A 13442-nucleotide genomic window follows, 5' to 3' on the forward strand; every position below is an offset into this window, starting at 1 on the left:
AGCTCCTGCGATGATCGACTTCCGACTCAGCGACAACGACCGCAAGCGCCTCGACCTGATCCGCCAGCAGGCGCTGATCTGCCGCGAGCACGCGCGCCACTTCGACGAGCACGAGGACGAGTTCGCGCCCGAGGTGATCGACGAGGCCGTCGCGCTCGGCGAGGTGCACGAGCTGCGCCTCGCGCCCGCGCCCGACGACTGCTCGATGCCCGTGATGGCCATGCTCGCGACGATGGGCCAGATGTGGGGCGACTACACGGTGCGCGCGCGGCGCCCGCGCGGCGCGCTCGGCAACGCCGCGCTCTCGGCCGCCGGCACCGACGACCAGAAGGCGCGCTGGGGCGGCGAGAACCTCGCCATGGCGATCACCGAGCCCGGCTGCGGCTCGGATCCGTCGCAGGTGCAGACGAGCGCCGTGCTCGACCCGGCGACCGACGAGTGGGTGCTGAACGGCGAGAAGATCTTCGTGACGACGGGCTGCCGCGCGACCGGCGCCGTCGTGTGGGCGACGATCGACAAGTCCGCCGGACGCGCGGGCATCAAGAGCTTCCTCGTGCTGAAGGACACGCCCGGCTTCGTCGTCGCGCACAAGGAGAAGAAGCTCGGCATCCGCGCCGACGACACGGCGACCTACGTGTTCGAGAACTGCCGCATCCCGCGCGACCACCTGCTCGGCGGCGACGAGTCGGTCGCGCAGAAGGGCTCGGGCGGCTTCCGCGGCGTGATGAAGACGTTCAACATGACGCGACCCGCGACGGCGGCGTTCGGGCTCGGCATCACGGAGGCCGCGCTCGACTTCACGCGCGAGCAGCTCGAGGCCGCCGGCATCGAGCTCGACTACGGCGCCGGTCTCGGCCGCCAGAGCGCGCTCGCCGACCGCTTCCTGCGGCTCGAGGCGTACTGGCAGTCGGCGCGCCTCAACATGCTGAACGCGGTGTGGCTGGCGGGCGAGGCCAAGCCCAACAACCTCGAGTCGTCCGTCTGCAAGGCGCACGCGGGCAACGCGGTGCGCCAGGTGATCGCGGGCTGCATCGACCTGCTCGGCCCGCTCGGCGTCTCGCGCGAGCACTTGATCGAGAAGTGGATGCGCGATTCGCGTATCGTGGACATCTACGAGGGCACCGGGCAGATCCAGCGGCTGATCGTCGCGCGCGGGCTGCTCGACTACACGCGCGAAGAGCTCAACTAGCGAGGCCGCTCGCGCGAGCGGCCCGCCGCGCGCGCGGAGGGAGCGATGAAGGCCGTCCTGGTCGAGGGCAAGGGCGCGGAGGCGAGGCTGCGCGTCGGCGACGCGCCCGCGCCCGCGATGGTGCACAACGGGCTGCGCGTCCGCGTCGCGGCGGCGGGGCTCAACCGCGCCGACCTCCTGCAGCGGCGCGGCTTCTACCCGCCGCCGCCGGGCGCGAGCCCGCTGCTCGGGCTCGAGTGCGCGGGCGAGGTCGTCGAGGTCGACGCGGCGGCCGCGGCGTCACCGGCGCAGTGGAAGGTCGGCGACCGCGCGATGGCGCTGCTCCCGGGCGGCGGCTACGCGGAGGAGGTCGTCGTCGACGCCGGCAGCGCGATGCGCGTGCCGGACGCGCTCTCGGACGTCGAGGCCGGCGTCTTTCCCGAGGTCTACCTGACCGTCTTCTCGAACGTGTTCCAGATCGGGCGGCTCGAGCGCGGGGGCGCGCTGCTCGTGCACGGCGGCGGCAGCGGGATCGGCACCGCGTCGATCCAGCTCGCGCGCGAGGCGGGTGCGCGCGTCTTCGCGACGGCGGGGAGCGCCGAGAAGTGCGCGCGCTGCCGCGAGCTCGGCGCCGATCTCGCGATCGACTACACCGCGCAGGACTTCGCCGAGGAGGTCGCGGCGGCGACGGGCGGCGCCGGCGTCGACGTCGTGCTCGACTCGATCGGCGCGGCCTATCTGGCCGGGAACCTGCGCTCGCTCGCCGTCGGTGGCCGGCTCGTGCTGATCGGCCTCATGCAGGGCGCGAAGGCCGAGATCGACCTCGGCGCGCTGCTCGTGCGCCGGCTCTCGGTGATCGGCTCGACGCTGCGGACGCGCTCGCTCGCGGAGAAGGCGGCCGTCGTCGCCGGGCTGCGCGAGCGCTTCGGCGAGGCGATCGACGCGGGGCGGCTGCGCCCGGTCGTGCACGCGACCTTCCCGATGGAGCGCGCCGAGGAGGCGCACGCGCTCATGCAGTCGAGCGCGCACTTCGGGAAGATCGCGCTCGAGATCGGCGCCGCCTAGCCGCGAGCGCGACCCCGCGCCGGGGCCTTCCCGGGCGTCGCCCGCCGCTCCCGATCCCGCTACGCTGCGCCGCCCTCGACACCACAGGAGACCCGGACCTCATGGCCATCCAGCGAACCCTCGCGATCATCAAGCCCGACGCCGTCGCCAAGCCCGGTGCCACGGGCGAGATCCTCCGCCGCATCGAGGCGGCGGGCCTCTCGATCATCGCGATGAAGCGCGTGCAGCTCAGCGAGGCCGTCGCGAAGGGCTTCTACGCCGTGCACAAGGCGCGCCCCTTCTACGGCGAGCTCGTCGCGTTCATGACGTCGGGCCCCGTCGTCGTCGTCGCGCTCGAGGGCGACGACGCCATCCGGAAGTGGCGCGACCTGATGGGGCCGACGAATTCGAAGGAGGCGCCGAAGGGCACGATCCGCGGCGACTTCGGCACCGACATCGAGCGCAATGCGTCGCACGGTTCGGACGCGCCCGAGACGGCGGCGAAGGAGATCCCGTACTTCTTCGACGCCGCCGAGATCCAGGCGGTGGTGGAGGCGCTCTGAGCGCCGCCTCGCCTCAGGCGTAGGCGCGGGCGATCAGGAGCATGAGCGCGAGGTAGGTCGCTCCGAGCCAGAAGTGGTGGCTGCGGGCCCAGCGTCGCGCGGTCTCCATCGGTGCTCCCCTCCGGTCGTCGATCCGAGGCTGCGGTGATCGGTGCGGTGCGGGCGGCGAGCTCGCGCCCGTGGCCGGCTCTTGTCGGATGCGGTCGGTGCGGACTCGAGCCCCGCGCGAGCGCATCCCCGAACGAATCGCGGGGAGGAGCCCTTCTCGCGAAGGGCTCCTCCCCGCTGCTCCCTCTCCGGCGACCGCGTCGGTGAGCGCGACCGCCGGAGCCTGTTGGTTGGGAGGATGGGAGACGGTGCGCGCCGCCCGCCCGTCGGGCGGCGCCGGGCTCTAGTCCTGTGCGCGGCGGAAGAAGGCCGGGGTCTCGCGGTCCTCTTCCTCGTCGCGGTTCGCCTGCGTGCGGCGGATGAACGCCGGCACGTCGAGCTCGTCCTCCTCGAAGGGCGAGACGTAGCCAGCGGCGCGGACGGCCTCCTCGACCGGCGGCTCCTCGATCGGCCGGTGCCGCTCCGGCTCGCGCGACTCCTCGCGCGCCGCCACCGGCGCCAGCTCGGGCTCCGGCGCCGACGGCCGCAGAGAGCGCACGTTCGGCGGCGACACGTCCTCGTGCCGCTCGCCGCTCGGCTCGAACGTGCGGCGCTGGCGCCCGTCGTCGAGGCCGGTCGCGATCACCGTCACGCGGATCTCGCCGTCCGGCGCGTCGTCGTCGATCACCGCGCCGAAGATGATGTTGGCATCCTCGTGCGCGGCCTCCTGCACGAGCATCGAGGCCTCGTTGACCTCGAACAGCGTCATGTCGCTGCCGCCCGTGATGTTGATGAGGACGCCGCGGGCGCCGTCGATCGACAGGTCCTCGAGCAGCGGGCTCGAGATCGCCGCGCGCGCCGCGTCGAGCGCGCGCGTGTCGCCGCGGCCGACGCCCGTGCCCATCATCGCCACGCCGGCCTCGTTCATCACCGTGCGGACGTCGGCGAAGTCGAGGTTGATGAGGCCGTGGATCGTGATGAGGTCCGAGATGCCGCGCGTCGCGTTGAGCAGCACCTCGTCCGCGAGGCTGAACGCGTCCCGCACCGCCGTCGACTTGCCCGCGAGCGCGAGCAGCCGCTGGTTCGGGATCGTGATCAGCGTGTCGACGACGGCGTGCAGCTCGTCGAGCCCGCGCTCGGCGTGCTTGCCGCGCACCTTGCCCTCGAACGGGAAGGGCTTGGTGACGACGCCGACCGTGAGCGCGCCGATCTCGCGCGCGACCTCGGCGACGATCGGCGCGGCGCCCGTGCCCGTGCCGCCGCCCATGCCGGCGGTCACGAACACCATGTCCGCGCCCTCGAGCAGCTCGCGCAGGCGGTCGCGCACCTCGAGCGCGGACGCGCGTCCGCGGTCGGGGTTCGCGCCGCAGCCGAGCCCGCGCGTGACCTCCGCGCCGAGCTGGAGCTTGATCGGAGCCAGGTTGTGCTGGAGCGCCTGGGCGTCGGTGTTCGCCGCGATGAACTCGACGCCGCTCATGCCCGAGCGGATCATCGAGTTCAGCGCGTTGCCGCCGCCGCCGCCGACGCCGACGACCTTGATCGTCGCGCGCTGCGACGAGCTGGCCTCGAACTCCAGCAGGTCCTCGTCGTCGGGGCCGATCTCGAGGAGATCGGGACCGTCCAGCTCGCCGAGCTGGAAGTCGCTCTGCGCGGGCGGGACGTTCCCGCCCTTGGAGCCCGTCGAATCGCCGTCACGTCGCTGCTTGGACATCGCTCTCACCCCCCCGGGCCGATCGACCATCCCATTTCTCATGTGCCGGCCGCGCTCGTCGCGATCGCGGCCACGCGCCCCCGCCCGCGGCGCCGCCGCGCCGCGCGCACCCCGGGGCGCGCCTCGAAATGCCCCGGCCGCGCTCGATCCCCGACGGGAGCCCGGAAGGGATTCCCGTCGGGTGGAGGCGGCCGTGGCGAGAATGGTACACGAACGGCTCGTTCTTGTGCACTACAGAAAATCGCAAGAATCGGCCTACTGCCCCGGCCTGGCGTCGCTTTCCCCGAGCGGTGGGCATGCCGGCCCCTCTACTCCGCGTCGCCGTAGAACCAGTCGCGCATCCGCTGCTTGACGCGGCCGAAGATCGACTCGTCGCGGATGCGGAAGCGGCTCTGGCCGCGCGGCTCGGTCTGGGCGTCGCCGAAGATCACGAGCCCGACGCCCGTGGCGTACATGGGGCTGCGGACGACGTCCTGCAGGCCGCCGATGTGCGTCGGTCGCCCGCGCCGCACCGGCGCCTCGAAGATCTCCTCCGCGAGCTCGGGCAGGCCGGCGAGCGCGGACGCGCCGCCCGTCAGCACGACGCCGCTCGGGATGCGGTCCTCGAGCCCGGCCTTCACGATCTCCTGCCGCGCGAGCGAGAGGATCTCCTCGACGCGCGGCTCGATCACTTCGCACAGGATCTTGCGCGACACCTCGCGCGGCTTGCGCCCGCCGACGCTCGGCACGCTGATCACGTCGTCGCTCGCGAGATAGCGCGGCGACGCGACGCCGAACTTCTTCTTGATGCGCTCCGCCTCGTCGAACGGCGTGCGCAGCCCGACCGCGATGTCGTTCGTGAGGTGGTAGCCGCCGAGCCCGAGCACCGACGTGCTCTTGATCGAGCCGTCCTGGAAGACGGCGATGTCCGTCGTGCCGCCGCCGATGTCGATCATGCACACGCCGAGGTCGCGCTCGTCGGAGGCGAGCACCGCCTGCGCCGACGCGAGCGGCTCGAGCACGATGTCGATCACGTTGAGCCCGGCCTTGTTCGCGCACTTCACGATGTTCTGCGCGCTCGTCACGGCCGCGGTCACGATGTGGATCTTCGCCTCGAGCCGCACGCCGCTCATGCCGAGCGGCTCGCGGATGCCGTCCTGGTCGTCGATGATGAACTCCTGCGGGATCACGTGGATGACCTCGCGGTCCATCGGGATCGCGACCGCCTTGGCGGCGTCGATCACGCGCTTGATGTCGCCTTCGCGCACTTCGCGGTCCTTCACCGCGACGACGCCGTGCGAGTTGATGCCGCGGATGTGGCTGCCCGCGATGCCGGCGTAGACCGACGTGATCTCGCAGTCGGCCATCAGCTCCGCCTCCTCGACGGCGGCCTTGATGGACTCGACGGTCGCCTCGATGTCGACCACCACGCCCTTGCGCAGCCCGCGCGACGGCGCGGTGCCGATGCCCACGATGTCGACGCCGTTCTCCGTCGCCTCGGCCACGATCACGCAGATCTTGGTCGTGCCGATGTCGAGCCCGATGATCAGATCGTCCTTGCGAGCCATTCCTCGTCTCCCCCCACAGAAGTGCGGTCGCGCCGCGTCCACGGCGCCCCGCGCAAGGCGAGCGCGCGCATCCACGCGCGCTCGCGACCTCTCGCGCCGACCTCGTCCGAGGCCGGCGCTCCTCCCCACACCGGTTCGCGCGCGTCGGCGCTCGCCGCGCGCGCGTCGTCCGTCGCCGGCGCGGCCGGCGCGGCGACGTCGTCGCGCGGCAGCAGCACGGCGCGGTCGCGGAATCGCAGATCGATGCGCGCGGCGGCGCGCGCCACGTCGGGCCGCTCGGCGAGCAGCGTCGCGAGGCGCGCGAGCTGCTCGGCTGCCGGCGCGTCGCCGAGCACGACCTCGGCGCCGCCGTCCGCGAGCTTCGCGCGGAAGCCGGCCTCCGCCGGCGCGATGTCCGCATCGCCGTGCGCGCTCGCCGCGCGCGCGTCCGGCGCGGCCGCGGGCGCGTCGCGCAGCGGGAGCGCGATCCACTCGGCGGCGGGCAGGCCGTGCGCGGCGAGCTCGCCCACGAGCGCGAGCGCGCGCACCGCGTCGGCGTTCGGCACGCCGGGCTCCACGGGAGCGAGCGAGCGCAGGCGGGGCAGGGCGGGCCACGCGTCCGGCTCGACGGGCGCGATCGGTCGGCCGTCGCTCTCGAGCGCGAGCCAGGCCCCGCGCGCCGCGTCCTCGAGCAGCGCGGCCGCGGCGCGCTCCTCGACCGCGACGAGCAGCGTGCCGTCCGGCGCGCGGCGCACGCGCGCCTCGCGCACCCACGGCTCGGCGGCGACCGCCGCGGCGGCGGCCGCGAAGTCGATCGCGTCGATCGGTGCGCCGCGTTCGACGCCCGTGCGCCGCGCGATCGCCTCCGCGTCGACGCGCTCGTGGCCGACGACGGCGATCGCCTCGACCGCGCGTCCCGGGCCGTCGATCGCGCGCCACAGCCAGGGCGCCGCGTGCGGGCCCGCGGCGAAGCCGGCGGCGAGCCCCGCGGCGCACGCGATCGCGAAGGCGAGCGCGCGGCGCGGGTCCGCGGCGCGCCGGCGCAGCGGGCGCGCGGCGTGCGCGCGCGGTGCGCGCGCGCCGGCCGTCCGAGGGCGCGGGGAGAGCCGGATCATCGCGAGCCCCGGTTCATCGCGTTCCTCCCGCGCCGCGCTCGTCGTGCGCACCGGCGCCGCTCGCGCCGCGCGCGCCGCGCGGCGCGTCGGCGCGGCCCAGGATCTCGACCTCGGTCTCGAGCTCGACGCCGAACGCCTCGCGCACCGAGCGGCGCGCGCGTTCGACGAGCGCGAGCACGTCGTCCGCGCTCGCGTCGCCGCGGTTCACGATGAAGTTCGCGTGCACGGTCGAGATCTGCGCGCCGCCGGCCGTCGCGCCCTTGAGCCCGACCTCTTCGACGAGCCTCCCCGCGAAGTCGCCGGGCGGGTTCTTGAACACCGAGCCACACGACGGCGCGTCGAGCGGCTGCGTCGCGTGGCGGCGCGCGAGCAGGCGGTCGACCTCGGCGCGCACGGCCTCGGGCGTCGACGCCGTGGTCGCGAAGATCGCGGCGACGACCACCGCGCCCTTCGCGAGCCCGTGCAGGCCGCGGTAGCGGAAGTCGAGCCGGTCGCGCTCGATCGTCTCGACGAGCGTTCCGTCGGGCCGCATCACCTCGAGCGCGACGATCGCGTCCTTCACCTCGCGCTCGCCGATGCCCGCGTTCATCGCCACCCAGCCGCCGATCGTGCCCGGGATGCCGGCGCCGAACTCGAGGCCGCTGCGGCCGTTCGCGATGCAGAGCTTCGTCAGCGTGTTGTGCGAGACGCCGGCCTCGGCGCGGATCGTGCCGTCGTCGCGCAGCGCGAGGCCGCGCAGCTTGCGCATCACGAGCACGACACCGTCGACGCCGCCCTCGCGCGCGATCGTGTTGAAGCCGCCGCCGAGCACGCAGTGCGGGATGGCGTGCGCCGCGCAGGCGACGAGTGCGCGCGAGAGCTCGCCGCGGTCGGCGGGCGTGACGACCGCGTCGGCCGGCCCGCCGACGCGCAGCGACGTGAAGCGGCGGAGCGGTACGCCGAAGCGCACGGCGTCGCCGAGGGCCTCGCGGAGCGCCGCGCGCGCGGCCGGCGCGATCATCGCCGGCCTCCCGGCGCGGGCGCGGCCGCGCCGTCCCGCGCGCCGTCCGGAGGGCCGAGGAGCGCGAGCAGCTCGGGCCCGATCGCCGACACGTTGCCCGCGCCGAGCGTGATCACGAGGTCGCCCTCGCGCAGCGCGGGCGCGAGCTGCGCGGCGACGGCCGCGCGGTCCTCGACGTAGCGCACGTCGGCGTGGCCGCGCGCGCGCACGGCGCGCGCGAGCTCGGCCGCGCTGGCGCGCGGGTCGTCCGGGCGGTCCTCGCCCGCGCCGTAGACGGCGGTCAGCACGAGCACGTCGGCGTCGTCGAAGGCGCGCGCGAAGTCGTCGAACAGGTCGCGCGTGCGCGAGTAGCGGTGCGGCTGGAAGACGGTGACGATGCGGCCCGCGTGGACGCCGCGCGCGGCCGCGAGCGTGGCGCGCACCTCGGTCGGGTGGTGGCCGTAGTCGTCGACCACCGTGATGCCGCGCGCCGCGCCCTTGATCTCGAAGCGGCGCTCGACGCCGCCGAAGCCCGTGAGCGCCTCGGCCGCCTTCGCGAACGGCACCTCGAGCTCGTCCGCCACCGCGATCGCGGCGAGCGCGTTCAGCGCGTTGTGCGCGCCGACGAGCGGCGCGAACGCCTCGCCCTGCGGCGCGCCCGCGCGCGCGACGCGGAAGCGCACGCCGTAGCCGTCCGCGCGCACGTCGCTCGCGACCCAGTGCGCGCGCGGGTCCGTGCCGTACGTCGTGACGCGCCGCTCGAGGCGGGGCAGCAGCGCGCGCACGCCCGGGTCGTCGAGGCACACGATCGCCGCGCCCCAGAACGGCACGCGGTTCGCGAAGTCGGCGAACGCGTCGCGCAGCGCGCGCTCGTCGCCCCAGTGGTCGAGGTGCTCGGGCTCGACGTTCGTGACGACGGCGACGACGGGCGCGAGCCGCAGGAACGATCCGTCGCTCTCGTCCGCCTCCGCGACGAGCCACGCGCCGGCGCCGCGGCGCGTCGTCGCGCCGAAGCTCGCGCCGCGCACGCGGCCGCCGACGATCGCGGTCGGGTCGAGGCCCGCCGCCGACAGCACGTGCGCGACGAGCGAGGTCGTCGTCGTCTTGCCGTGCGTGCCCGCGATCGCGATGCCCTGCTTCATGCGCATGAGCTCCGCGAGCATCTCGGCGCGGCGGATGGCGGGAATGCCGCGCCGCTTCGCCTCGACGAGCTCGGGGTTCGACGCGCGCACCGCGGACGAGTAGACGAGCACGTCGGCGTCGCCGACGTGCGCGGCGTCGTGGCCGATCGCGACCTCGATCCCGAGCGAGCGCAGCCGCGCGACGGTCGGGCCCTCCTGCAGGTCGGAGCCGCGCACCGCGACGCCCTCGGCGTGCAGCAGCTCGGCGATGCCGCACATCCCGATGCCGCCGATGCCGACGAAGTGCACGCGCCGCGTGCGCCGGAACATCGCGTTCGCGCCGCTCATGCCGCGCCCTCCGCGAGGCGCGCCGCGCACGCGTCGATCACCGCGGCCGCCGCGTCCGGCCGCGCGAGGCGCCGCGCGGCCTCGCCCATCGCGACGAGCTTCGCAGGCTCCGCGAACCACGCGCCGAGTGCGTCCGAGATCACTTCGGGGTCGAGCGCGCGCGAGTCGACGCGCAACGCCGCGCCGGCTTCCTCGAGCGCGCGCGCGTTGGCGGTCTGGTGGTCGTCGGCGGCGAACGGGTAGGGGACGAGGATCGACGGCAGTCCCGCGAGCGCGAGCTCCGCGACCGTGATCGCGCCCGCGCGGCAGATCGCGACGTCCGCCCACGCATAGCGAGCGGGCATGTCGCGCTCGAACGCCACGACGCGCGCCTCGACCTGCGCCTCGCGATACGCGGCCTCGAGCCGCGGGACGTCGCTCTCGCCCGCCTGGTGGAAGACCTCGACGGGGAGCTGCGCGAGCTCGGAGAGGATCGCGACCATCGCGTCGTTGATCTGCCGCGCGCCCTGGCTGCCGCCCGACACGAGCACGCGGAAGGGCGACGCCGGTGCACGTCGCTCGCCCGCGCGCGCGAAGCGCTCGAGCAGCGCGCGGCGCAGCGGGATGCCGACGCAGCGCGCGCGCGCGGCCGCGCGGCCGAAGTGCGGCTTCGACGCCTCGAGCCCGACGAAGACGTCGCGCGCGAAGCGCGCGGCGAGGCGGTTGGTGCGGCCGGGGATCGCGTTCGGCTCGAGGAGCGCGACCGGCGTGCCGCGCAGGCGCGCGGCGAGCAGCGCCGGCATTGCGGCGTAGCCGCCCACCGAGAGCACGTAGTCGGCGCCGACGCGCGCGAGCTCGCGCCGCGCGGGCAGCGCGGCGGCCAGGATCGACGCGACGCCGCGCACGGCGCCGACGATGCTGCGCCCCATCACCTGGCGCGCGGGCAGCGTCACGAGCTCGAAGCCCGCGTCGGGTACGAGCTTCGCCTCGAAGCCGCGGTCGGTGCCGATGAACAGCACGCGCTCGCCGCGCCGCGCGATCTCCTCGCCGAGCGCGAGCGCGAGCGTCACGTGCCCGCCCGTTCCGCCGCCGGCGACCACCCACGAGCTCATGCGCGCCGGCCCCGCGGCGCGTCGGCCGTGCGGCGCCCGATGCCGAGCAGCACGCCGAGCACCGCGCACGACGCGACGAGCGACGTGCCGCCGTGCGACAGGAACGGGAGCGTGAGGCCCTTCGTCGGGACGAGCCCCATCACGACGGCCGCGTTGATCATCGCCGGCACCGTCAGCAAGGACGTCATCGCGAGCGCGAGGAGCAGCGAGAAGCGGTCCTTCGCGCGGCGCGCGATGCGCGCGCCCGCGACCCACAGCGCGGCGAACGCGCCGAGCACGACGAGCACGCCGAGCAGGCCGAGCTCCTCGGCGACGAGCGCGAGGATGAAGTCGGTCTTCCCCTCCGGCAGGTAGGCGAGCTTCTGGCGCCCCGCGCCGAGACCGAGGCCGAAGACGCCGCCCTTGCCGAACGCGACGAACGACTGCACGAGCTGGAACCCCGCGCCGTAGCGGTCCTTCCACGGGTCGAGGAAGCCGACCACACGGCGCATCGCGTAGGGGCGCGCGGCGACGTAGGCCGCGATCGCGAGCGCGGCGACGAGCCCGGGAGCGACGAGGCGGCGCAGGCGCGTGCCCGCGGCCACGAGCAGGAGCGCCGCGAGCGCGGCGATCAGCACCGCGTTGCCGAAGTCGGGCTGGCGCACGAGCAGCAGCACGGGCGCGCCCGCGATCGCGAGCGCGACGAGCGCGCGCCGCGGCGGCAGCTCCTCGTCGCGCCCCTCGCGCCGCGCCACGACGTTCACCACGGCGAGCAGCGTCGCGATCTTCACGAGCTCGACGGGCTGGAAGCGGAAGCCGACGCCCGGAAGGGCGAGCCAGCGCTGCGCGCCGTTCACCTCGACGCCCGCGACGTCGGTCGCGACGAGCAGGGCGAGCCCGAGTGCCCAGAGCGGGAGCGCCGCCGCGCGCAGCCAGCCGAGCGGCGCCCAGGCGGCGAGCGCCGCGGCGCCGAGACCGGCGGCGAGCGCGCTCGCGTGCGCGACGAAGAGCGGCGGCAGGACGCGCTCGAAGGCGAGCGGCGCGGTCGTGCTGTAGCTCATCACGACGCCCGTCCCGAGCAGCACGGTCGCGGCGAGCACGACGCCCGCGTCGAGGTGACCGCGCGCGTCGTCGCGGGCGGCGGACGATGCGGCGGCGACCGCGGTGCGCGCCGCGCGTGCGTGCGCGGCGCTTCGGCGCGCCGGTGGCGCCGCGCGCCGCGCCGCCGCTGCGCCGCGCGGCGTCGCGCGCGGCCGCGCGCGCACCGCGCTGCCGGGCGGCCTCCCGTGCGCACCTTGCCCTTCCTCACGGCGCGTCTCCGCCGTCGGCCACGGCCGCTCCCGGCGCGGCGCCCGCGAGCGCGAGCACCTCGCGGCGGAAGACCTCGCCGCGATGCGCGTAGCTCGTGAACTGGTCGAAGCTCGCGCACGCCGGCGCGAGCAGGACGGTGTCGCCTTCGCGCGCGAGCTCGGCGGCGCGCGTGACGGCGCGCGCGAGCGTGCCGCACGCTTCGCTCGGGATCGCGCCGCCCATCGCGGCTTCGAGCGCGCCCGCGGACTCCCCGATCCACAGCGCCGCCCGCACGCGGGGCGCCGCGACCTCGGCGAGCGGCGCGAAGTCGAGGCCCTTGTCGCGCCCGCCGGCGATCCACACGACGCGCCCTTCGCAGCCCTCGAGCGAGCGCTCCGCCGCGCCCGGGTTCGTGGCCTTCGAGTCGTCGACGAAGCGCACGCCGCGCACGACCGCGACGAGCTCGCTGCGGTGCGGGAGCCCGCGGAACGTCGCGAACGCGCGGCTCGCGCGCGCGGGCTCGACGCCGAGCGCGACCGCCGCGCAGAGGGCCATCGCCGCGTTGTCGCGGTTGTGGCGCCCCTCGAGCGCGAGCGGCGAGAGGTCGACGCGCGCGCGCACGCCGCGCGCCGGGTCGACGAGGACGACCGAGTCGCCGTCGAGCCAGGCGCCCGCGCTCTGCGGGCGCGTGCGCGAGTAGGCGAGCACGCGGGCGCGCGCGGAGGCCGCGAGCTTCGCGACGATCGGGTCGTCGACGGCGAGCACGGCGGTGTCGTCGGGCGTCTGGTTGGCGAGGATGCGCGCCTTCGCGGCCGCGTAGCCCTCGAGCGTCGCGTGCCGGTCGAGGTGGTCGGGCGTGACGTTCAGCACGACCGCGACGTCCGGGCGGAAGGCCTCGGTCGTGTCGAGCTGGAAGGACGACACCTCGAGCACGGCGACGTCGATCGGTGCGCCGACGAGGCCGAGCGCCGGGTCGCCGAGGTTGCCCGCCGCCCGCGCGCGCAGGCCGCCCGTGCGCAGCATCGCCTCGACGAGGCACGTGGTCGTCGACTTGCCGTTCGTGCCGGTGATCGCCGCGATGCGCACCGCGTCGGGGAGCGCGCGCGACAGCAGCTCGACGTCGCCCCACGCCGGCGCGGTCACGTTCGCGTAGCGCGCGTGCGGCACGCCCGGGCTCGGCACGACGAGGTCGAAGGTGCCGGCTTCCCCGTCCGGGAGCGGGAGGGTCGCCGCGCAGCGCACCTCGACGGCGGCGCCGAGCTCGTCGAGGTCGCCGAGCGCGCTCGCCGGCCGCTCGTCGACGGCCACGACCGCCGCTCCGCGCTCGGCGCAGAAGCGCGCCGCCGAGCGGCCCGACACGCCGAGGCCGATCACGAGCACGCGCCTGCCGTCGAGTTCCAGCGTCCGCACCGTTCCTTCC

11 protein-coding genes are annotated in these 13442 nt (G+C 75.4%); 3 read left to right on the forward strand and 8 right to left on the reverse strand.

Annotation, left to right across the window (positions count from 1 at the left end):
* Window positions 1-10 precede the first annotated feature (10 nt).
* The 3 genes from R3E88_07360 to ndk all read left to right on the forward strand — a co-directional run bounded on the left by R3E88_07360 (window position 11) and on the right by ndk (window position 2775).
* Complete coding sequence (locus tag R3E88_07360) at window positions 11-1189, forward strand: acyl-CoA dehydrogenase family protein (protein ID MEZ4216278.1); 1179 nt, start codon at window positions 11-13, stop codon at window positions 1187-1189.
* Window positions 1190-1234: 45 nt separating this feature from the next.
* Window positions 1235-2233, forward strand: coding sequence for an NAD(P)H-quinone oxidoreductase (locus R3E88_07365; protein ID MEZ4216279.1), 999 nt, complete (start codon window positions 1235-1237; stop codon window positions 2231-2233).
* Window positions 2234-2334: 101 nt separating this feature from the next.
* Window positions 2335-2775, forward strand: a complete 441-nt coding sequence (gene ndk, locus R3E88_07370) for a nucleoside-diphosphate kinase (protein MEZ4216280.1) — start codon at window positions 2335-2337, stop codon at window positions 2773-2775.
* A gap of 391 nt (window positions 2776-3166) precedes the next feature.
* Here the strand turns inward: ndk and ftsZ are convergent, their stop codons facing one another.
* The 8 genes from ftsZ to murD all read right to left on the reverse strand — a co-directional run bounded on the left by ftsZ (window position 3167) and on the right by murD (window position 13432).
* Window positions 3167-4441 carry a cell division protein FtsZ gene (gene ftsZ, locus R3E88_07375; GenBank protein MEZ4216281.1) on the reverse strand — a complete coding sequence of 425 codons (1275 nt, stop codon included), beginning with the start codon at window positions 4439-4441 and terminating at the stop codon, window positions 3167-3169.
* A gap of 440 nt (window positions 4442-4881) precedes the next feature.
* Window positions 4882-6120, reverse strand: a complete 1239-nt coding sequence (gene ftsA, locus R3E88_07380) for a cell division protein FtsA (protein ID MEZ4216282.1) — start codon at window positions 6118-6120, stop codon at window positions 4882-4884.
* The gene (locus R3E88_07385; protein ID MEZ4216283.1) at window positions 6099-7214 is read right to left on the reverse strand and encodes an FtsQ-type POTRA domain-containing protein; all 1116 of its coding nucleotides are present in this window, start codon (window positions 7212-7214) and stop codon (window positions 6099-6101) included. The genes ftsA and R3E88_07385 overlap by 22 nt, the downstream gene beginning before the upstream one ends.
* Before the next feature lie 13 nt (window positions 7215-7227).
* Window positions 7228-8214, reverse strand: coding sequence for a UDP-N-acetylmuramate dehydrogenase (gene murB, locus R3E88_07390; GenBank protein MEZ4216284.1), 987 nt, complete (start codon window positions 8212-8214; stop codon window positions 7228-7230).
* Window positions 8211-9662 carry a UDP-N-acetylmuramate--L-alanine ligase gene (gene murC / locus R3E88_07395; protein ID MEZ4216285.1) on the reverse strand — a complete coding sequence of 484 codons (1452 nt, stop codon included), beginning with the start codon at window positions 9660-9662 and terminating at the stop codon, window positions 8211-8213. The genes murB and murC overlap by 4 nt, the downstream gene beginning before the upstream one ends.
* Entirely contained in the window at window positions 9659-10753 is a 1095-nt protein-coding gene (gene murG / locus R3E88_07400) for an undecaprenyldiphospho-muramoylpentapeptide beta-N-acetylglucosaminyltransferase (protein ID MEZ4216286.1), read from the reverse strand. The genes murC and murG overlap by 4 nt, the downstream gene beginning before the upstream one ends.
* Window positions 10750-11832, reverse strand: coding sequence for an FtsW/RodA/SpoVE family cell cycle protein (locus tag R3E88_07405; protein MEZ4216287.1), 1083 nt, complete (start codon window positions 11830-11832; stop codon window positions 10750-10752). The genes murG and R3E88_07405 overlap by 4 nt, the downstream gene beginning before the upstream one ends.
* Window positions 11833-12037: 205 nt before the next feature.
* On the reverse strand, window positions 12038-13432 hold the full coding sequence (gene murD / locus R3E88_07410) for a UDP-N-acetylmuramoyl-L-alanine--D-glutamate ligase (GenBank protein ID MEZ4216288.1): 1395 nt from the start codon (window positions 13430-13432) through the stop codon (window positions 12038-12040).
* Window positions 13433-13442: the final 10 nt, after the last annotated feature.

It is taken from the genome of Myxococcota bacterium, from assembly GCA_041389495.1.
Lineage (GTDB): Bacteria > Myxococcota_A > UBA9160 > UBA9160 > UBA4427 > JAWKRT01.

Bases quoted from the DNA above. Each gene is read 5' to 3' on its own strand.
- ndk (MEZ4216280.1), top strand. From the start codon at position 2,335: ATGGCCATCCAGCGAACCCTCGCGATCATCAAGCCCGACGCCGTCGCC.
- R3E88_07385 (MEZ4216283.1), bottom strand. From the start codon at position 7,214: ATGATCCGGCTCTCCCCGCGCCCTCGGACGGCCGGCGCGCGCGCACCG.
- R3E88_07360 (MEZ4216278.1), top strand. From the start codon at position 11: ATGATCGACTTCCGACTCAGCGACAACGACCGCAAGCGCCTCGACCTG.
- murC (MEZ4216285.1), bottom strand. From the start codon at position 9,662: ATGAGCGGCGCGAACGCGATGTTCCGGCGCACGCGGCGCGTGCACTTC.
- ftsA (MEZ4216282.1), bottom strand. From the start codon at position 6,120: ATGGCTCGCAAGGACGATCTGATCATCGGGCTCGACATCGGCACGACC.
- R3E88_07365 (MEZ4216279.1), top strand. From the start codon at position 1,235: ATGAAGGCCGTCCTGGTCGAGGGCAAGGGCGCGGAGGCGAGGCTGCGC.
- murB (MEZ4216284.1), bottom strand. From the start codon at position 8,214: ATGATCGCGCCGGCCGCGCGCGCGGCGCTCCGCGAGGCCCTCGGCGAC.
- murG (MEZ4216286.1), bottom strand. From the start codon at position 10,753: ATGAGCTCGTGGGTGGTCGCCGGCGGCGGAACGGGCGGGCACGTGACG.